This is a genomic window from Pseudorhodoplanes sp. (genome assembly GCF_035565795.1).
Taxonomy (GTDB): Bacteria; Pseudomonadota; Alphaproteobacteria; order Rhizobiales; family Xanthobacteraceae; genus Pseudorhodoplanes.
In genome coordinates this window covers 72,137-91,627 of the sequence record NZ_DATMRV010000156.1, presented here as the reverse complement: position 1 = coordinate 91,627, position 19,491 = coordinate 72,137, and the positions used below count along the sequence as shown (strand labels likewise).

Genomic DNA, 19,491 nt, shown 5'->3' with positions numbered 1-19,491 from the left:
CGCGGCTTCGACAGCCTGTTCCTGCGCGTCGAGGAAGGCGATGACGGGATCAAGCGCATCCAGTTCAAGAGGCCTGGACCTTTCACCATCGTACTGATGCTGCTGGCGGCGGGCGTCGCCGTCGCGCTGTCCTTTGTCGTGCTGTCGGCGCTGGTGCTGCTGTGTATCCCGCTGGTGATTGTCGGGATCGCCTTCGCGATGTTCTCGGGCTCGGCGCAGAACACCTGGCAGCGCATCCAGGGCTGGTTCGGCCGCTTTCGCTGAGCCGGCTGGCGCCTATCGTTGCGCGATGTATTTTCGCCAGAATTGACGCGCGGCCCGGATCGCGAACATCAGACAGATCACCGCGCCGAAGGCGATGCGTGCGGTGCCGGAGCCGCCAGTGTCGGTCGTGGCTTAAGTGTGCCTTAACGCCTCGATCGGATCGAGCTTCGATGCGCGCAGCGCCGGGTACCAGCCGAAGAACACGCCAACGAGACCGGAGAACACCACCGCGATCACGATCGAAGCGGGTTCGACCAGCAACGGCCAGCCGGCGGCATTGGAGATGATGTAGGCCGCGCTGACGCCGATGATCACACCGATCAATCCGCCAATCGCGGCAAGTCCAGTCGCTTCGAACAGGAATTGCCGCAGGATGTCCCATTGACGCGCGCCGAGAGCGAGACGAAGACCGATCTCGCGGGTGCGTTCGGTGACGGACACCAGCATGATGTTCATGATACCGATGCCGCCGACCGCAAGCGACACGCCTGCGACCGCCGCCAGAAGGATCGCGAGCGTCCGCGCACTCGCTTCACGGGTCGCCGCGATATCGGCGAGATTGCGGATCGAGAAATCGTCCTCCTGTCCCGGCTGCAGCCGATGGCGCTGCCGGACCAGCGTCTTCACCTCGTCCTCAACGAGGCTCATGTTCTCGCCGTCCTTGACCTTCACGTAAATCGATCCGACGGCACGCGCGTTCGCCTGATTGCGGCCAAGCACGCGTTGCCGCGCCGTATTGAGTGGCACGAACGCGACGTCATCCTGATCCTGACCCCAGGTGGTCTGACCCTTGCGGCTCATGACGCCGATGATGCGCATCGGCACGTTACGGATGCGCAGCTCCTGCCCGACCGGATCAATTCCTCCGAACAGGTTGCGTGCGACCGTCTGCCCGAGAATGACGACCTGCGCACCGCGCGCGATTTCTTCGGGCTCGAACGCGCGGCCGAGTTCGACATCCCAGTCGCGCGCCTCGAACCAGCCGGAATCGACACCGAAAACGGCGCTCGCCCAGTTCATGCCGCCAGCCACGATCTGTCCGGTGCCACGCATGTTCGGCGCAGTCACCTGCACGCCCGGCACTTCCGCCATGATGGCAGCCGCGTCGTCATCGGTAAGCGTCGACGCAGCGCCGGAGCCCATGCGCACGCCGCCGGCCGTGACGTTGCCCGGCGTGACCACCAGAAGATTCGAACCGAGGCTGCGGATCTGCGCGACCACCTGCTCGCGCGCGCCGCCGCCGACGGCGACCATCGCGATGACAGCAGCCACGCCGATGATGATGCCAAGCATCGTCAGCGCGCTGCGCAGCTTGTGCAATCGCAGCGCATCGAGAGCAGAGGCGATAGCGTCGCGGTTCGTCATTCGGCCGCCTCGTGGTGATGGGGTGGCTGCTTCATAAGTTCGGCCAGTTGTTCGGCCGCATTGACCGGCGTCTGGCGGCGGTCGGACAGGACGTGGCCATCGAGGAAGCGGATCAGCCGGTTGGCATAGGCTGCAATGTCGGGTTCGTGCGTAACGATCACGACCGTCGTGCCGTCGCGATTGAGTTCCTGGAACAGCGCCATCAGTTCCACCGACGTGCGACTGTCGAGCGCGCCGGTCGGCTCGTCGGCCAGCAGCATCTTCGGATTGTTGACTAGCGCGCGCGCCACCGCGACGCGCTGCTGCTGACCACCGGACAATTGCGTCGGCCGGTGGTGAATGCGTTCGCCAAGGCCGACGCGCTTCAGCGCGACAACCGCCTTGTCCTTGCGCGATGCGCGGTCTGTTTCGGCATAGACCATCGGAAGTTCGACATTCGAAAGCGCATCGAGCCGGTCGAGGAGATGAAATTGCTGGAAGACGAAGCCGATCTTCCGGTTGCGAACGGCAGCGAGTTCGTCCCCGCTCAGCCTGGAGACCAGTTCGCCGTCGAGCCGGTATGTGCCGGACGTCGGCTTGTCGAGGCAACCGATCACATTCATGAAGGTCGACTTGCCGGATCCGGACGGACCCATCACCGCGATGAAATCACCCTGGTCCACGGACAACGACACGCCATCCAGCGCGGTGACGGTCTCTCCGCCGAGCTTGTAAAGCCGTGAGAGGTTTTCAGTCTCGATCAGCGGCATCTCGGCATCCGCTCGTCAGAACCCGAAGCGCGGGCCGCTGCGCTGCGCCGCAGCCGCACTCTGCCCGGTGCCGCCGACAATGACTTCGGCGCCGGGCTCGAGACCCGCAACAACTTCGGTCGAAGCGCCATCGGTCACGCCGGTGTTGATGGTCACGCCCTGCGGTTTGCCATCCCGTCCGACGATGAACACGCGCGCAGACTGGGACGCGCGGCCGCTGCCGGCAGCCGCCTGCCGCTTCACGATCTCGTCGAAAACGGATTTCTGCGCGGGCGTCAGGATGCCGGCGATGCGCTGCTCGAGTTCGCGGCGCGCTGTGAGTATGCGCTCGCGTCGCCCGCTGGCGTCGCCGTCTCCGGCGCCGGCAAGGAAGCTCTTGCGCATGTCCGCGAAGGCCGCCTCGATCTCACGCAGCTGATCAGCACCCGGCTTGATTTCGGTCTTGATCGCGTCGAGGAATTCCGCGCTGTTGCCGCCGCTTGCGCGCCGCTGCGGCGCGCCCGGCGCACCTGCACCCGGTCCACCGGACCCGCCTCTCGCAATCGGCTGATCGGCAAGCGCGGCCGGGCGCCAGCGCAAGGCTGCATTCGGCAGGCGCACGACATCGTTGCGCCGCTCGGTTTCGACGCGCAAGTTTGCGGTCATGCCGGGCAGCAATTCGCGTCGCGGATTCTCGATCGACACGATGGTCGTATAGATCACGACATTCTGGACATTCTGCGAGCCCAGCCGCACCTGCTTGACCACGCCCTCGAAAGTCCGACCGGGGAATGCGTTGACGGTGAACGTCACGCGCTGTCCCGGCTTGATGCGGCCAATATCGGTTTCGTCGATATTGGCGGATATCTCCATCTTGCTCAGATCGTCGGCGATCCGGAATAATTCCGGCGCCTGCAACGATGCAGCGACCGTCTGCCCGAGTTCGACATTGCGCTGCACGACCACGCCGGACACCGGCGATTTGATCTCGGTGTTCGAGAGGTCAACCTCGATCTGGCGCACCGCAGCTTCACGCTGCTGGATCTGCGCGGCAACAGCTGCAAGGTTGGCCTGCGCGACCCGAAGGTCGGCGGCAAGACCGGTGAGCGCTGCCTTGGCAGAATTCACCTGGGCTCGCGCGGAGGCAAGCGCGGCTTCCTGCGCATCGCGGGTTGCGCGCGCGGTATCGACCGCGGCGTCGGCGGCGAAGCCGCGCGTGCGCAGATCGTTCTGGCGCTTGTAGATGCGATCGGAATCCGCGTGCAGCGCTTCGTTGCGCACAACCTGCGCTTCCATGTCGGTCTGCGCCGCGCGCGCCTTCTCGGTTTCGGCCTTTACCTTTTCGATCTGGCCTTCAACGACGAGCTTCTGCGCGCGCATCTGCGCAAGATCGGCTCGGGCCGCATCGAGGCGCGCGCGGATCTGATCCTGGTTGAGCCGCGCCACCACCTGGCCGGCTTGCACCTCGGAATTGTAGTCGGCCAGAATCTCGACGACCTGCCCGGACAATTGCGAGCCGACGATGACCGTGGTCGTGGGATTGATGGTGCCGGTCGCGCTGACGGTCGCGACCACCTCGCCGCGATCCACCTTGGCGGTGCGATAGCTGCTGTCGGCAGGAGCGCCGTTCCAGCCGGGCACAAAATAGAGAGCCGCCGCGGCGATCACGGCGAGACACAGAACTACAACTGGCAACTTGCGCATGGTCGTCTACCCCGGGAACCAGATCTAGTGGTGGAACGGGGCCGCGTCACCTTACGTTTTATACAGCCTGCAGACACACTTAGACACAATTACTGTCGCCGAGGCAGGCGGCGCCGGGCCGCCTGCCCTGCCGCCTCACTTTTCGCGCGCAGCGACGAAGCGGGCCGTCTCGCGCAGGATCTCGCCACGTTCACCGAACGGCGCCAGTGCGCTTTCGGCATTGGCCACGACACCGGCCAGGCGCTCGCGGGCCGCCGGAACCCCGAGGATCGACACCAGCGTCGCCTTGCCGACCGCCGCATCCTTGCCGGTCGCCTTGCCGACGGTGGCCGCGTCGCCTTCAACGTCCAGAATGTCATCGGCGATCTGGAACGCCGTACCCACGGCACGGCCGTATCTCGACAATGCCGTCATCTCACTTGCCGATGCGCCACCAAGGATGCCGCCGGCGATGCAGGCGAAATGCAGCAGCGCACCCGTCTTCATCGCCTGCATGGTGATGATGAACTTGTCGTCGCCCGAGGGCATCGCGCCGAAGCGGCCCTCGGCCGCGAGATCCAGCATCTGCCCGCCGGCCATGCCGCCGAGCCCCGAAGCGCGCGCCAGTTCGCGCACCAGCGCGATGCGGATCGCGGGATCGGGATGCGTCTCGTCACGCGACAGAATGTCGAATGCAAATGTCAGCAGCGAGTCTCCGGCCAGGATCGCGGTCGCCTCGTCATAGGCGCGATGCAGCGTCGGACGGCCGCGGCGAAGCTCGTCGTTGTCCATTGCCGGGAGATCGTCGTGCACCAGCGAATAGCAATGGATGCATTCGAGGGCAGCGCCGGCCATCAGCGCGCGCTCGCGCGGCGCGCCGAACAGCGCGGCGCTCTCGACCACAAGAAACGGACGCAGACGCTTGCCACCGCCCAGCGCCGAATAGCGCATGGCGTCCAGCAGCCGCTTCGGCCGCTCAATCTCGCCATCGGCGGTCTGTACCGAGAACAATCGCTCGAGCAGGCTTTCGGTGTCGGCGGCTGCAGTATCGAGGGCAGAGGTAAAGCTGGTCTTCATCATCCGTCACATTCGCGGCGCCGCCGCATTCCTTGTTCTTGTCACGCTGCCCGAGAGTGTCTACGGGGGGGCATCCAGGTGACCTTATCGCAACAACACTCGAGACGTTCCAGATGAGCTTTGGCCGCGTCATCCGGATCGTCGCGACGGTCGCTCTGATCGCCCTGCTGCTGCCCTATCTCCTCACCCCGCTCTATCTCGTGATGCGGCCGGTTTCCACGCCGATGCTCTGGCGGTATGTCACCTTTCAGCCGGTGACGCGAATTTACCGCCCGCTGGACGATATCGCAGCCGTCCTGCCCCGGACCGTAATCGCCTCCGAGGACGCCAATTTCTGCAGGCACCGGGGGATCGACTGGCGGGGGCTCCGGGAGATCCTGAGGGAGGCCGAGGACCTCGACGACCTGAGGGGCGGCTCCACCATCACCCAGCAGACTGCCAAGAACCTGTTCCTGTGGCAGGGCCGGTCCTACATCCGCAAAGTGCTGGAATACCCACTCGCAATGTGGATGGACCTGATCCTCGGCAAGCGGCGGGTCATGGAAATATACCTCAACGTGGCCGAATGGGGCCCGAGAGGCCAGTTCGGGGCAGAGGCCGGGGCCCGACGGGCCTTCAACAAGTCCGCGGCCGACCTGGACGCCCGGGAAGCCGCCCTGATGGCCGCCATGCTGCCAAATCCCAGGCGGCGGGACGCCCAGAAGCCGGGGCCGTCCGTCCGCCGGCTGGCGGGCATCTACCAGCGGCGCGCCGGGACCGCGGGCCTGGACGCCTGCCTGAAACGGCCGGCCAGAGTATTCCGGTGGCTCAAAAGCCCTAGCGCGCGCGCCATCCTTCCTCTATAAGCCGCCGCAATCCATTACATCCGGTCCGGCGGGGTTTCCCCCTTGGTGGCATCCGCGGGACCGGATTGTCTTTTCAGGAGTTCCAGCAATGGCCGTTCCTAAACGAAAAACCTCGCCGTCGCGGCGTGGTATGCGCCGCTCCGCCGACGCGCTGAAGCAGCCCGCCTATGTCGAGGACAAGGATTCCGGTGAATTCCGCCGTCCGCATCATCTCGACCTGAAGACCGGGATGTATAAGGGCCGGCAGGTGCTGAAGGTGAAGAGCGCCGAAGCCTGACCTTCCGGTTTGGTGAGTGGGCGCGCGATCGGTTGCCGGTTGCGCGCCGGGACAGGAGAGTTAGGTCCCCGAGGACTTGATCCATGTATCTTGTCGGCTTTCCTCTCCTGCTGATCCCTCTCGCGATCTACAACATGATCGCGTTCCTGTTCGATCTCGGTTTCAACGACACCATATTCTCGATCCGGATGATGTCGGGCGCGACGCTCGGCGTCACCACTGGCGATCTGCTGATCATCTTCTCGATCCTTTTGCTGTTCGTCGAAATCCTCAAGGCCACGCGCTTCGGGGTGAAGTCGATCGTCGACCACATGCTGTCCTTCGTGGTCTTCGTCGGTGCATTGATCGAATTCCTGATGGTGCAGAAGGCCGCGACCTCGACCTTCCTGATTTTCCTCGTGATCTGCGCTGTCGACGTGATCGGCGGGTTCTCGATTTCGATTCGCGCCGCAGCGCGCGATTACACCGTCGAAAGCCACCCCGTCGCGCATTGATCGACGCCACAGCGTTTCGACGGTTTTGACATGACCCGTGATTTCCACGCGCCCGGACGCTCGGTTGCCTATGCCGCAGGCGGCATGGTCGCGACCTCGCATCCGCTCGCCTCGCTTGCCGCCGTCGAGATCATGCGCGCCGGCGGCACCGCTGCCGATGCGGCCGTGGCCGCAATGGCGGTCGCATGCGTCGGCGAACCAGGCATGACGGGAATCGGCGGCGACTGTTTCTGCCTCGTGGCGCGACCCGGACAGCCGATCTGGGGCTACAACGGATCCGGCAGAACCGGCGCTGCGATGCGCCCCGAAATCCTGATCGAGCAAGGCCTGAAAGAGATCGCGACGGACTCCGTGCATGCCGTCACCGTCCCCGGCGCGATCGAGGCCTGGGACGCGATCCTCAGCAAACACGGGCGCTTCGGCTTCGACCGGGTGCTGGCGCCCGCTATCGACGCCGCCGAACGCGGCATTCCGGTGCAGCCGCGCGTCGCGCTCGACTGGTCGCTCGCGGTCCAAAAGCTTGCAAAGCACGCGGCCACTGCGAAGCATTTCCTGATCGACGGGCGCGCGCCGAATGCCGGCGACATCGTCAGGTTTCCGGCGCTGGCACGCACCATGCGCGCCATCGCCAAGGACGGTGCCCGCGCATTCTACGAGGGCGAGATTGCCGACGATATCGTGGCGACGCTCGCCTCTCTCGGCGGCGTCCTGACGGCGAAGGATATCGCCGCGCATCGCGGTGACGAGGTCAAGCCGATCTCGACGAACTATCGCGGGCTCGAAGTGGTGGAATTGCCTCCGAATGGTCAGGGCGTCGCCGCGCTGGTGCTGCTGAACATTCTCGAACACTTCGACATGAGCAAGCTCGATGCCAATGGCGCCGAACGGATTCATCTGCTGATCGAAGCCGCCCGTCTCGCCTACGGCATGCGCAACACCAATGTCGCCGATCCGAGATTCATGACGGAAACCGTCGAGGCGCTGCTCGACCGCGGATTCGCAGCAAAGCTCGCCGGCATGATCGACCGCACCCAGCGTTCGAACTTCCCGAAGGCAATCAAGCCGATGGGCTCGACCGTGCTCGTCTGCGTGGTCGACAAGGATCGCAATGCGGTGACGATGATCAACTCGCTGTTCTCGTCATTCGGGTCAGGGATTGCGACCGACAGGACCGGCGTCCTGCTGCATCACCGCGGCTCCGGATTCAATCTCACGCCGGGCCATCCGAATTGCATCGGCCCGACCAAGCGGCCGATGCATACCATCATTCCTGCGCTCGCGCTGCGCGACGGCCGTGTCGACATGGCGTTTGGCGTGATGGGCGGCGCGTATCAGGCGATGGGCCATGCGCATGTCATCTCGAACATCGTCGATCACGGCATGGACCTGCAGACCGCGCTCGACTGGCCGCGCGTCTTCTTCGAGGGCGAGCGCATCGAAGTGGAGAATGGCGTCAGTGACGACGTGATGCGCGCGCTGCGCGCGATGGGTCACGAGGTCGCCCGGCGCAAGCTGCCGCATGGCGGCGGTCAGGCGATCCGTATCGACTGGGAGCGTGGCGTGCTGATCGGAGCGTCCGACCCGCGCAAGGACGGGATCGCGCTCGGGTACTGACGCGCGAGCGAAGCCTAGATTTTCTTCGACAATACGCGGCCGGTCTTGCCGGGTACGCGTGCGCTCCTGCGATAGCTCGCATTCGCATCCGCAGGATCGGCGCGGCGTTTCTCGCGTTGTTGCGGGGCGTCGAACTTGCTTGCGAACATATGGGCGAGAAACAGCACGTCGGCGTAGCGAGACGGCTTGCCGCTCCGCGGCGTCGTCCGGTCGGGCGTTATCTTCGGATTAACCACGACGAGATCGCGCCGTTCGGGGCTCGCCTTCGCGGTGTCCCGAACGGGACCACGTGTTGCGCCACCAGCCTGCAGCGCGCTGATCCTGCCCTTCGCTTTTTCGACCGGCACGGCGGCTCCTGCGTCAAATCGGGACATCGGGTGTGCTCCCGACATACGGATCGCAAGCCTCATGCCGCGAACGCCCCGGCGGACGGCAGGTTCCTAGAATGCAACCAACGGTTTTTCCCAGTTATTTAGAGTTGTCCACTACCATCCTCGCTTGATGTGTGCCGCTACGGCCGCGACGCGCACCCAAGGGGCGATGGTGACACGAGCCACCGAAAGTCCGGTTCTGGCTTTGGAGACTGCGCGGCGGAAGAGCGGTCGCGCGGCCGCGCCGCTCGACTATGCCGCGATCATGCTGGCTGCAGGCGAAGCCGTCTATGAATGGCAGATCGGGACCGACGCGCTGACATGGGGCGCGGCCGCGCCGCGCCTGCTGGGGCTGCGCGACATCGCCCCCGCCGCGACCGGCCGCGGCTTTGCCACCCTGCTCGATCCCGGCAACAAGCAGTCCCGCTTCGACGCGGTGATGAATTCGGCCGAGGCTGACGAAGGCGCGGGCGTCCCGTATCAATTGCAATATGCGCTGCGGTCCGGTCCGCGCTCGCCCAAATTGTGGATCGAGGATACCGGCCGCTGGTTCGCCGGCGCCGACGGCAAGCCTTGCAAGGCGCATGGCATCATCCGCGTGATCACTGATCGCTACGAACGCGAGCAGCAGCTTGCCTATCTTTCGCGGTTCGATGTGCTCACTGGCGAGTTCAATCGCTGGCACCTGACAGAACGCCTCACGGAAGCGCTGGACGTGGCCATACGCACGCAGACGTCCTGCGGGTTTATGCTGGTCGCGATCCACAATCTCGGCCGCATCAACGAGGCCTATGGCTATGGCATTGCGGACGAGGTGATCGGCGTCATCGCCAAGCGCCTGCGCGGCCGCATGCGAGGCCACGACGTGCTCGGGCGCTTCTCGGGCAACAAGTTCGGGATCATCCTGCAGAATTGCAGTCCCGAGGAGATCGGCGTTGCGGCCGAGCGTTTTCTCGCCGCCATCCGCGATGACGTGATCATGACAACGGCAGGCCCGATCTCGGTCACCGGCACGATCGGTGGCGTCACCGCGCCCAATCATGCCGCCACTGTCGATAAAGTGCTCGCACGCGCGCAAGAAAGCCTCGACCTCGCGAAGGACCGGCGGCCCGGCTCTTTCGTTGCCTATCGGCCAAATCCCGAGAATGAGACGAAGCGGCGCGCCAACATGCGCGCCACCGACACCATCGTCAACGCGCTGAACGAGCGCCGCATCCTGCTGGCTTACGAGCCCGTCGTCGATGCGCATACGCGCTCTGTTGCGTTCCATGAATGCCTGCTGCGGATCCAGCGTGCCGACGGCACCCTCGTTCCCGCCGCGCAGATCCTCCCGATCGCGGAGCGGCTTGGCCTTGCGCGCCTTCTCGATCAACGCGTGCTGGAGCTTGTCATCGCCAAAATGGCCGAACATCCGGACCTGCGCGCCAGCCTGAATGTCTCGGCCTCATCGACCATGGATCCGGACTGGTGGGCGAAGCTTGAAGCGCTGCTGCGAGTCAACCACACGGTTGCGGAGCGGCTGATCGTCGAAATCACCGAGACCACCGCGATACACGACGTCGAAAACGCGCGCGGCTTCGTGCAGCGCGTGAAGGATCTCGGCGCGCGCATTGCCATCGACGATTTCGGCGCGGGCTACACGTCTTTCCGCAACCTACGTCAGCTCGGCGTCGACATGATCAAGATCGACGGTGCGTTCGTGCAGAATGTTGCGCGGTCCGAGGACGACAGGACCTTTGTGCGCACCATGCTCGATCTTGCCCACGGTCTCAAGATCAAGACGGTCGCGGAATGGGTGCAGAACGAGCAATCCGCGGCGATACTCGCCGACTGGGGCTGCGACTATCTGCAGGGCGAACATGTCGGGCTGGCGCGGCTCGACTGGCACGATACTCAAGTCGAACCGTCACGCGCGCAGCCAGCGCGCGCCTGACGCGCGCCGTACCGTCGCAACGCGATTTGACGAAAAGCTCAGGCTGACGGCGTGACGCTCAGCCCTTGTCGCTGATCTTGTCGATCCGCTTCTGCATCTCGTCGATCTGCCGCTTGAGCGCGTCAATATCTTCGGACGAGGTTGCGGGCTTGTCCGCCTCGGGTTTTTCCTGGCCGCCGCCTTCGCGCCGCGGGAATGGCGAGAACATCGCGAAGGCCTTCTCGAACATCTCCATGTTGCGGCGGACCTGCTCTTCCATCGGTCCGAAGGCGGGTACGTTGACGCCGAAGGCCTGCGCCATCTGCTGCCGCATTTTCTCCTGCTCGCGCGTGAACGACTCGAGCGAGACCTCGAGATAGCGCGGCACCATCATCTGCATGGAATCGCCGTAGAAGCGGATGAGCTGGCGCAGGAAATTGATCGGAAGAAGGTTCTGACCTTCCTTGTTTTCCTGTTCGAAGATGATCTGCGCGAGGACCGAGCGGGTGATGTCTTCAGAGCTCTTGGCGTCATAGACGACGAAATCTTCGCCGTTCTTCACCATTGTGGCCAGATCTTCCAGCGTTACATAGGTGCTGGTCCCGGTGTTGTAGAGTCGCCGGTTGGCGTATTTCTTGATGGTGATCGGTTCGTCGGATTTTGCCATGATACCGCTTGCTGCGCGCCACTGCACCCGGGATCGGGCCCAGTATCCTGCCCTATGGATGCAAAATGTAAGCGGTTTCAAACGGCCTAGCCACCGTTTTGTGCGGGTCGCATCCCGCGCCATTGCATGGCCGGCAGTTTTGCTGAGTGACGGCGGCATGCTATTGCGGTGCCCAACAGACAGGGAGCTCGATCATGCAGGACGATATCGTCATTGTCGGCGCGGCACGGACGCCGGTCGGCGCGTTTAACGGCGCTTTTGCAAACCTCCCGGCGCATGAACTTGGCAAGGTCGCCATTGCCGCAGCGCTGGAGCGTGCCGGAATTGAAGGCAAACAAGTCTCCGAGGTCATTATGGGACAGATCCTGACCGCCGGTCAGGGTCAGAATCCGGCGCGGCAGGCGTCGATCGCGGCTGGTATTCCAGTTGAAAGCCCGGCCTGGGGCGTCAACCAGCTCTGCGGCTCGGGATTGCGGGCGGTCGCGCTCGGCTATCAGGCCATCCTGAACGGCGACTCCGACATCGTTGTCGCCGGCGGCCAGGAATCCATGAGCATGGCGCCACATTGCGCACATCTTCGCTCTGGCGTGAAGATGGGCGATTTTCAGATGGTCGACACCATGATCAAGGACGGCCTCTGGGATGCCTTCAACGGCTATCACATGGGCACCACGGCCGAGAACGTGGCCAAGCAGTGGCAGATCACCCGTCAGCAGCAGGACGAATTCGCGGTCGGCTCGCAGAACAAGGCCGAGGCCGCGATGAAGGCCGGCAAGTTCAAGGAAGAGATCGCGCCCGTCACCGTGAAGTCGCGCAAGGGCGATATCGTCGTCGACACCGACGAATATCCGAAGGCCGGCGTGACGCTGGAATCGATCGCGAAGCTGCGTCCGGCCTTCGACAAGGAAGGCTCCGTGACCGCCGCCAACGCGTCGGGCATCAATGACGGCGCGGCCGCGGTCGTGCTGATGAGGGCGTCTGAGGCCAAGAAGGCCGGCAGGCCGATCCTCGCCCGCATCGCCTCCTGGGCCCATGCCGGTGTCGATCCCTCCATCATGGGGACCGGCCCGATCCCGGCCTCGCGCGCCGCGCTCCAGAAGGCCGGCTGGAAGATCGAGGATCTCGACCTGATCGAGGCCAACGAAGCGTTCGCCGCTCAGGCCTGCGCCGTGAACAAGGATCTCGGCTGGGATACCAGCAAGGTGAACGTCAATGGCGGCGCGATTGCGATCGGCCATCCGATCGGCGCTTCCGGTGGACGCGTGCTGGTGACGCTGCTGCACGAGATGCAGAAGCGCGATGCAAAGAAGGGCCTCGCCACGCTGTGCATCGGCGGCGGCATGGGCATCGCGATGTGCGTGGAGCGCTAGAGCGCTCGACACCCAAAGTCCGGCAGGGCGGCAACTCGTTGTCGCCCTGCCGTCAGATTTTCATTTCGGGGACCTGATCCGGTATTTCCAGCTTCGCTTCGGTCCCGGCGACAATCTGTTCGACCGTGACTCCGGGACCCCGCTCAAGCAGCGTCGCACGCCCGTCCGGAAATCCGATCACACCAAGTTCGGTCACAATCAGATCGATGGAACGCGCCGAGGTCAGTGGCAGCGTGCACTCCTTGACGATCTTCGGCTTTCCCTTGGCCGTGTGCTGCATGGCCACGACAACCCGCTTTGCGCCGGTGACGAGATCCATCGCGCCGCCCATCCCCGGCACCATCTTTCCGGGAATCATCCAGTTCGCCAGCAGGCCCTTGCCGTCGACCTGAAGAGCGCCGAGCACGGTCATGTCGACATGTCCGCCACGGATGAGACCAAACGACATGGCGCTGTCGAACGTGCAGGCGCCGGGCAAGGCTGTGACGGGCCGGCCGCCGGCGTCGGTCAGCGTCGGATGCGCCATGCCCTCCTCGGGGATCGGCCCGGTCCCGATCAATCCGTTTTCCGACTGGAAGAATACGGTGATGCCGGGCGGCACGTAATTGGCGACGAGGGTTGGAATACCGATACCGAGATTGACCAACATGCCGGCGCGCAATTCGGAAGCAACACGCTTTGCGATGACGGATTGCGCGTCCATGTCTGTCATCCGTTCGCGACGATGTAATCGACCACAGGCGCGGGCGTCATCACGTGGTCCGGAGCGATGACGCCAGTTGGCACGATGTTGTCGACGGTAACGATGGTACTATCGGCCGCCATGATCATCACGGGATTGAAATTGCGCGCCGTCAGCGCGTAATAAAGATTGCCCAGATAATCGGCCATGAACGCATTCACCAGTGCGAAATGGGCGCGGAGCGCGGGCTCGACCAGGTAGGTCTTGCCGTTGACATCGACCTTCTGCTTGCCCTCTTCGACAATCGTCCCGACGCCCGTGGGCGTGAGGACGCCTCCAAGACCGTATCCGCCCGCGCGAATCCGCTCGATCAGCGTGCCTTGGGGCACGAGATCGACCTTCATCTTGTTCGCGATCATCTGCCGCTGCGTTTCAGGATTGAGGCCGATGTGACTGGCGATCGTACGCGCGACCAGCCCGGCGTCGATCAGTTTTCCGATTCCCCGTCCCGGCAATGCGGTGTCGTTTGCGATGACGGTCAGGTCGCGCTTGCCCTGCCGGACGAGTTCATCGACGAGCCGCTCGGGCGTACCGACGCCCATGAACCCGCCAATCATCAACACCGCGCCGTCGGGGATGAGATTGACGGCCTGCTCGCTCGAGATTGTCTTCATCACGAATTCGCTGCGGGTGGTGATCACCCATTCTGGTTGAGGAATTCGTGCCCGATGATTGTACTTGAGTATATTTGTCCTGCTCGATCCGATAGCGGACGTAACGGCTTTGATAGGTGCTGCGTCTGACGGTGCATTCGCACTGCCATCACGAATTTTTGCGCTGCATATAAGCGGATCGGCCGCGGACGTAGCCATTGCGTTCCAGGGCGAAAAATTTGATTGTGTCGCATCTGTCGCGACTCTGTTGCGGAGCCGCCTGACAGTCGGGCCTGACGAAGGAGGGGACATGGCGCGCGTAGCATTGGTAACCGGCGGAACCCGGGGCATCGGTGAAGCGATCTGTCGCGCGCTCAAGGCTGCCGGCTACAAGGTCGCAGCGAATTACGGCGGCAACGACGAGGCCGCGCAGAAATTCAAGGCGGCGACCGGTATCCCCGTCTACAAGTGGGACGTGTCAAATTTCGACGCATGCGCCGCCGGTATCAAGCAGGTCGAGGCCGATCTCGGACCGGTCGAAGTGCTGGTCAACAATGCCGGCATCACTCGCGACACCATGTTTCACCGCATGACGCCGCAGCAATGGAACGAAGTGATCAGCACCAATCTCGGCTCGCTCTTCAACATGACGCGGCCGGTGATCGAGGGCATGCGCGCGCGCAAGTTCGGCCGCATCATCAACATCTCCTCGATCAACGGCCAGAAGGGCCAGATGGGCCAGGTCAATTACTCGGCCGCCAAGGCCGGCGACATCGGCTTCACCAAGGCGCTGGCGCAGGAAGGCGCCAAGAGCGGGATCACCGTCAACGCGATCTGTCCCGGCTATATCGCGACTGAGATGGTGAAGGCGGTGCCACAGGACGTGCTCGAGAAGAGCATCCTGCCGCATATCCCGGCCGGCCGGCTCGGCGAACCGGAGGAGATCGCGCGCTGCGTGGTATTCCTCGCGTCCGACGATTCCGGATTCATCACCGGCTCGACGCTGACCGCGAACGGCGGACAGTATATGGCGTGAGCGCCCTGCTCATGCCCGGCGCGCGTGCAACACGCGAGCCCGGAATGACAGAGCATCATGCCTTCGTGTCCGGCGACCAGCCCTTCGGCGCGAGTTCGAAGCCCTCGAACACGAAGCCGGGCGCGACCGTGCAGCCGACGAGTGACCAGTCGCCGAGCGTCTCTGCAGCCTGCCACGCACCTGTCGGCACGATGCCCTGAGGCCGCTGACCGGCCACGAGATCGGGGCCCAGCAACACCGATGAACGTTGCCCGTTATCGGCAATGTCCAGCCGCAGCGGCGCGCCGGCATGCCAATGCCATGTTTCGACCGCATCGACACGATGCCAGTGCGAGCGCTCGCCACGCGCCAGCAGGAAATAGATCGCGGTGGAAGCGGCCCGGCCGCTGTGATCGGTGCGGGTATCGCGGAATGTCTCGCGATAATGCCCGCCCTCCGGATGCGGCTGAAGGTCGAGCAGGCGGATGATGTCGGCAGCGGTTTGGGACATGACGGGATCTGACTAATACGAGCGGGGCAACCCGAGCACGTGCTCCGCGATATAGGACAGGATGAGATTGGTCGAAATCGGCGCGACCTGATAAAGCCGCGTCTCGCGGAACTTGCGTTCCACATCGTATTCTTCGGCGAAACCGAAACCGCCATGGGTCTGCACGCACATGTCGGCCGCGGCCCATGACGCATCGGCGGCAAGCAGCTTAGCGATATTCGCCTCCTCGCCGATATCCGCGCCGCTTTCGTAGCGCTCGGCCGCTTCGCGCACCATGAGTCCGGCCGCCCGCATCTGCGCATAGGCGCGCGCGATCGGAAACTGGATGCCCTGGTTTTGGCCGATCGGCCGTCCGAACACGCCGCGCTCCTTCGCGTAGGCCGATGCCCTGGCGATGAACCACTTCGCGTCACCGATACATTCAGCCGCGATCAGGATTCGTTCGGCGTTCATGCCGGACAGGATGTAACGAAAGCCCTTGCCCTCCTCGCCGATCAGCGACGACGCCGGCACGCGCATGTTGTCGAAGAACACTTCGGTCGTAGCGTGGTTCATCATGGTGCGGATCGGGCGGATTTCGAGGCCCTTACCTTTCACCGCGCGCATGTCGACCAGCAGCACCGACAGCCCGTCGGTCCGCTTCTTCACTTTATCGCGCGGCGTGGTGCGCGCGAGCAGCAGCATCAGATCGGAATATTCCGCGCGCGATGTCCATATTTTCTGGCCGTTGATGACGTAGTCGTCGCCGTCGCGCGTCGCAGTGGTGCGAAGCGACAGCGTATCGGTGCCAGACGTCGGCTCGGTCACTCCGAAAGCCTGCAGACGCAATTCGCCGCGTGCGATGGCCGGCAAATAGCTGCGCTTCTGCGCGTCGCTGCCATGCCGCAGCACCGTGCCCATCGTGTACATCTGCGCGTGGCACGCCGCACCGTTGCATCCGGTTGCGTGGATCTCTTCCATGATGGCCGCGGCGGCACGCATCGACAGACCGCTGCCGCCGAATTCCTCCGGGATCAGGGCGGCGAGAAAGCCCGCTCTGGTGAGAGCGTCGACGAATTGCGTCGGATAGGCGCGCTCCCGGTCGAGCGCGCGCCAATAGTCTCCCGGAAAATCCGCACACAGCGCGCGCACACTCTCGCGGATCGCGGTGAGATCGTCGTCATCGCGCATCACGCCACCTCTGCCCGCCCGTTGTTGATGGCGACCACGTCACGTTCGACGACACGTGCGCGATAGCTGACGGTATTGCCGTCGCGCCAGATCTCGGTGCGGATGGTCTCGCCCGGAAAGACCGGCGCGGAGAACCGGCCGGCAATCGACCTGAGCCGCGCTGGATCGTAGTCGCAGACGCTGCGCAGGATCGCGTGGCCCGCGACGCCGAACGTCCCGAGGCCCTGCAGGATCGGTCGCGGAAAGCCTGCTTCCCGTGCGACCTCCGGATCGGCATGAAGCGGATTGACGTCCGCAGACAGCCGGTAGATCAGCGCCATTTCCGGCCGCGTCGTCAGATCGCAGACAAGATCCGGCGCACGATCGGGAATCGCATGCACCGGCGGCGACGGGCGCGTCTCGCCGCTGAAGCCGCCATCGGCGCGGCAAAACACAGTCTGCCGGATCGTCGCAATCCCCTCGCCGGTGGCCTTGTCGAAAATCGCGCGCTCCATCAGGAGAAGCGCTCCCTTCCCCGCGCCCTTGTCGATCACATCGAGGATGCGGTGACGTGCAACGATAGTGCCCGAGGATGCGAGCGGCCGGTGCAGGATGAGATGCTCCTCGCCATGCACCGTCATCTCGAAATTGACGCCGGTGTCGCGGTCGCGCAGCAGGAACGGCTCAAAGCCCAGCACCACCGGATAGGTCGGCAGCACCTTGAGGTTCTTTTCGTAGACGAAGGCGAGCTCGCGGGCGTCGACCGGATCGTGTCCAAGGCCGACGCCCAGCGCGTAGAGCATCACGTCCTTTGCAGTGTAATGCTGCTCGGTATCCGGCAGATGCAGCGACAATAGCCTCGTGGGGTCGAGCGGCATGGCTGCGCCGTCTACATCGTGACGCGTCCTCTAATTGGCACCGAGCCCCAGCCGCTTGATCAGTTCGCCCTTGAACTTGTAGTCCGCAACGGTCTGATCGTGGAACTGCTTGCCATCGAGGAAAGCGACGCTCTGGCCGGTATTGCCGATAACCTTGAGCACGCCATCCGACTTCACGGCAGTCGTACACGCCTTTTCGAGCGCCGCCTTCACCTCGGCCGGCAAGCCCTTCGGCGCATAAAGTCCGTTCTGGCCGGGCGGTACGGCGGTCGTCACGCCGAGTTCGCGCGCCGTCGGCACATCCGGGTAGGAGGGATGCCGCTTGTCGGCAAACACAACCAGCGGACGGATCTGTTCGTTGCCCCGATAGGATGAAATCGCCGGCGCCCCGAAATCGAGATCGCCCTTCATCAACACCGGCATCATGGCGGCATCGCCACGGAACGGCAGATGCTGCACCTTCATCTTCGTTGCGTCGGCGAAGTTCTCGACCGACAGATGGGGGATCGATCCGAGGCCGGCGTGGCCGAAATTCAGGCTCTTGTCCTTGGCCGCGGCGATCAGATCCTTCGCGGTCTTGTAAGGCGAATTCGCCGGAACCGCGATCGAGAACACGTTCTCGAACACCTGGCAGATATAATCGAACGACTCCGGATTATAGCGCACGCCCTTGACGAGATATGGCGCATTGGCAATCGGCGTCGAAGGCCCGAAGCCGAGCGTGTAACCGTCCGGCGCCGCCGAGGCGAGCGCACCGAAACCGATGGTCCCGCCGGCACCGTCGCGGTTCTGCACCACCACCGGCTGGCCAAGCTGTTCGGCGATCGAGGCCCCGACCGAGCGGCCGATCAGGTCGACGCCACCGCCGGCGGCGAATGGAATGATGAGCTCGATGGTGCGGGAGGGATATTTCTGCGCGGATGCCAGGCCGGTCATTGCCAACACGACGGCCGCCGCCGAAAGCACTGTCCTCACCATCATTTCCTCCAGCTTTATTGGACGTTTTCCGTTTCCGGTTCACGCTTGTATCTCTTCTCAGCCCATGGTTTGCAAGGTCCGAACCGTGAGGACAAGGGCATGGCTCGCCGCATCGTCGACATCTCGATTCCGCTGGAAAGTGACGTGGCCAGCGACCCGCCCGTGGCGCTGCCGAAGATCGAGTATCTGCGTCACGACCAGACCATCGAGCGGATCCGTGGGTTTTTCCCCGGATTGCAGGCCGCCGACCTGCCCGACAGCGCCGGATGGGCGCTCGAGAAGGTGCAGATCACCACGCATAACGGCACCCATCTCGACGCGCCCTATCATTTCCATCCCACCATGGATCATGCGCTGGGCGCGCCAAAGCCCGCCATGACCATCGACGAGGTTCCGCTGGACTGGTGTTTCCAGCCGGGCGTGAAGCTGGACTTCCGGCACTTTCCTGCCGGTTATGTGGTCAGCGCGAAGGATGTCGAGTACGAATTGAAGCGCATCGGCCATACGCTGAAGCCGCTGGAGATCGTTCTCGTGAACACGGCCGCCGGCGTCAAATACGGCCAGCACGATTATGTCGATTCAGGCTGCGGCATGGGGCGCGAGGCGACACTCTATCTCACCGAACGCGGCGTGCGCGTCACCGGCATCGACGGCTGGAGCTGGGATGCGCCGTTCTCGTACACCGCGAAACGGTACGCGCAGGACCACGACGCCTCGATCATCTGGGAAGGCCACAAGGCCGGCCGCGACATCGGCTATTGCCATATCGAAAAACTGCACAATCTCGAACAGCTTCCGCCGGATGGCTTTATGGTGTCCTGCTTTCCAGTCAAGATCAAAGCCGCCTCGGCGGGCTGGACGCGCGCAGTGGCGATCTTCGAGGAGTAGCTTTCCTCACATCTGAATGAAAACACAATGCGCGGGGACAAACCCCGCGCCACAGGGCAGGCAACGACAA

General features: G+C 63.8%; 21 protein-coding genes. 9 read left to right on the top strand and 12 right to left on the bottom strand.

What is annotated here, in order from left to right:
• A partial coding sequence (locus VNZ93_RS14265; protein WP_325706137.1) for a hypothetical protein occupies positions 1–264 on the top strand: 264 nt, incomplete at its 5' end.
• A gap of 132 nt (positions 265–396) precedes the next feature.
• On the opposite strand, the gene VNZ93_RS14260 is transcribed toward VNZ93_RS14265, so the two are convergent.
• The 4 genes from VNZ93_RS14260 to VNZ93_RS14245 all read right to left on the bottom strand — a co-directional run bounded on the left by VNZ93_RS14260 (position 397) and on the right by VNZ93_RS14245 (position 5,120).
• Complete coding sequence (locus VNZ93_RS14260) at positions 397–1,629, bottom strand: ABC transporter permease (RefSeq protein WP_325706134.1); 1,233 nt, start codon at positions 1,627–1,629, stop codon at positions 397–399.
• Positions 1,626–2,378 (bottom strand): ABC transporter ATP-binding protein, encoded by a 753-nt coding sequence (locus VNZ93_RS14255; protein ID WP_325706131.1) that lies wholly within the window; start codon positions 2,376–2,378, stop codon positions 1,626–1,628. The genes VNZ93_RS14260 and VNZ93_RS14255 overlap by 4 nt, the downstream gene beginning before the upstream one ends.
• A 15-nt stretch (positions 2,379–2,393) precedes the next feature.
• The gene (locus VNZ93_RS14250; protein WP_325706128.1) at positions 2,394–4,061 is read right to left on the bottom strand and encodes an efflux RND transporter periplasmic adaptor subunit; all 1,668 of its coding nucleotides are present in this window, start codon (positions 4,059–4,061) and stop codon (positions 2,394–2,396) included.
• Between the two features lie 135 nt (positions 4,062–4,196).
• On the bottom strand, positions 4,197–5,120 hold the full coding sequence (locus tag VNZ93_RS14245; protein WP_325706125.1) for a farnesyl diphosphate synthase: 924 nt from the start codon (positions 5,118–5,120) through the stop codon (positions 4,197–4,199).
• 110 nt (positions 5,121–5,230) lie between these two features.
• Between VNZ93_RS14245 and mtgA the strand changes: the two genes are divergently transcribed.
• The 4 genes from mtgA to ggt all read left to right on the top strand — a co-directional run bounded on the left by mtgA (position 5,231) and on the right by ggt (position 8,347).
• Complete coding sequence (mtgA, locus tag VNZ93_RS14240) at positions 5,231–5,962, top strand: monofunctional biosynthetic peptidoglycan transglycosylase (RefSeq protein ID WP_325706122.1); 732 nt, start codon at positions 5,231–5,233, stop codon at positions 5,960–5,962.
• An 88-nt stretch (positions 5,963–6,050) separates the two neighbouring features.
• On the top strand, positions 6,051–6,239 hold the full coding sequence (gene rpmF / locus VNZ93_RS14235; protein WP_325706119.1) for a 50S ribosomal protein L32: 189 nt from the start codon (positions 6,051–6,053) through the stop codon (positions 6,237–6,239).
• Between the two features lie 83 nt (positions 6,240–6,322).
• Entirely contained in the window at positions 6,323–6,733 is a 411-nt protein-coding gene (locus tag VNZ93_RS14230; protein WP_325706116.1) for a hypothetical protein, read from the top strand.
• A gap of 30 nt (positions 6,734–6,763) precedes the next feature.
• Positions 6,764–8,347 carry a gamma-glutamyltransferase gene (ggt, locus tag VNZ93_RS14225; protein ID WP_325706113.1) on the top strand — a complete coding sequence of 528 codons (1,584 nt, stop codon included), beginning with the start codon at positions 6,764–6,766 and terminating at the stop codon, positions 8,345–8,347.
• 14 nt (positions 8,348–8,361) lie between these two features.
• Here ggt and VNZ93_RS14220 read toward each other — a convergent pair whose 3' ends face one another.
• The gene (locus tag VNZ93_RS14220) at positions 8,362–8,721 is read right to left on the bottom strand and encodes a hypothetical protein (protein WP_325706110.1); all 360 of its coding nucleotides are present in this window, start codon (positions 8,719–8,721) and stop codon (positions 8,362–8,364) included.
• Between the two features lie 166 nt (positions 8,722–8,887).
• On the opposite strand from VNZ93_RS14220, the gene VNZ93_RS14215 reads away from it, so the two are divergent.
• Entirely contained in the window at positions 8,888–10,651 is a 1,764-nt protein-coding gene (locus VNZ93_RS14215; protein ID WP_325706107.1) for a bifunctional diguanylate cyclase/phosphodiesterase, read from the top strand.
• Positions 10,652–10,709: 58 nt separating this feature from the next.
• Here VNZ93_RS14215 and phaR read toward each other — a convergent pair whose 3' ends face one another.
• Positions 10,710–11,297 (bottom strand): polyhydroxyalkanoate synthesis repressor PhaR, encoded by a 588-nt coding sequence (gene phaR, locus VNZ93_RS14210; protein WP_325706104.1) that lies wholly within the window; start codon positions 11,295–11,297, stop codon positions 10,710–10,712.
• Positions 11,298–11,491: 194 nt separating this feature from the next.
• Here phaR and VNZ93_RS14205 point away from each other — a divergent pair, with 194 nt between their 5' ends.
• Complete coding sequence (locus VNZ93_RS14205; RefSeq protein WP_325706102.1) at positions 11,492–12,667, top strand: acetyl-CoA C-acetyltransferase; 1,176 nt, start codon at positions 11,492–11,494, stop codon at positions 12,665–12,667.
• 52 nt (positions 12,668–12,719) lie between these two features.
• On the opposite strand, the gene VNZ93_RS14200 is transcribed toward VNZ93_RS14205, so the two are convergent.
• Together VNZ93_RS14200 and VNZ93_RS14195 are read right to left on the bottom strand one after the other, a co-directional pair.
• Entirely contained in the window at positions 12,720–13,370 is a 651-nt protein-coding gene (locus VNZ93_RS14200) for a 3-oxoacid CoA-transferase subunit B (protein ID WP_325706098.1), read from the bottom strand.
• A gap of 5 nt (positions 13,371–13,375) precedes the next feature.
• Positions 13,376–14,023, bottom strand: coding sequence for a 3-oxoacid CoA-transferase subunit A (locus VNZ93_RS14195; RefSeq protein ID WP_325706146.1), 648 nt, complete (start codon positions 14,021–14,023; stop codon positions 13,376–13,378).
• 289 nt (positions 14,024–14,312) lie between these two features.
• Between VNZ93_RS14195 and VNZ93_RS14190 the strand changes: the two genes are divergently transcribed.
• Positions 14,313–15,038: a beta-ketoacyl-ACP reductase gene (locus VNZ93_RS14190; RefSeq protein ID WP_325706095.1), complete on the top strand. Its 726-nt coding sequence runs from the start codon at positions 14,313–14,315 to the stop codon at positions 15,036–15,038.
• A gap of 55 nt (positions 15,039–15,093) precedes the next feature.
• On the opposite strand, the gene VNZ93_RS14185 is transcribed toward VNZ93_RS14190, so the two are convergent.
• From VNZ93_RS14185 to VNZ93_RS14170, 4 genes are read right to left on the bottom strand one after another with little or no spacing between them, the layout of a single operon-like run.
• Complete coding sequence (locus tag VNZ93_RS14185) at positions 15,094–15,528, bottom strand: cupin domain-containing protein (RefSeq protein WP_325706092.1); 435 nt, start codon at positions 15,526–15,528, stop codon at positions 15,094–15,096.
• Between the two features lie 12 nt (positions 15,529–15,540).
• Positions 15,541–16,698, bottom strand: coding sequence for an acyl-CoA dehydrogenase family protein (locus VNZ93_RS14180; protein WP_325706089.1), 1,158 nt, complete (start codon positions 16,696–16,698; stop codon positions 15,541–15,543).
• Complete coding sequence (locus VNZ93_RS14175) at positions 16,698–17,555, bottom strand: MaoC/PaaZ C-terminal domain-containing protein (RefSeq protein WP_325706086.1); 858 nt, start codon at positions 17,553–17,555, stop codon at positions 16,698–16,700. Before VNZ93_RS14175 ends, VNZ93_RS14180 begins: the two co-directional genes overlap by 1 nt.
• A gap of 30 nt (positions 17,556–17,585) precedes the next feature.
• Positions 17,586–18,536 carry a tripartite tricarboxylate transporter substrate binding protein gene (locus VNZ93_RS14170; protein WP_325706083.1) on the bottom strand — a complete coding sequence of 317 codons (951 nt, stop codon included), beginning with the start codon at positions 18,534–18,536 and terminating at the stop codon, positions 17,586–17,588.
• A gap of 96 nt (positions 18,537–18,632) precedes the next feature.
• On the opposite strand from VNZ93_RS14170, the gene VNZ93_RS14165 reads away from it, so the two are divergent.
• A complete protein-coding gene (locus VNZ93_RS14165; protein WP_325706080.1) occupies positions 18,633–19,421 on the top strand; it encodes a cyclase family protein in 789 nt (262 codons plus the stop codon).
• Positions 19,422–19,491 lie beyond the last annotated feature (70 nt).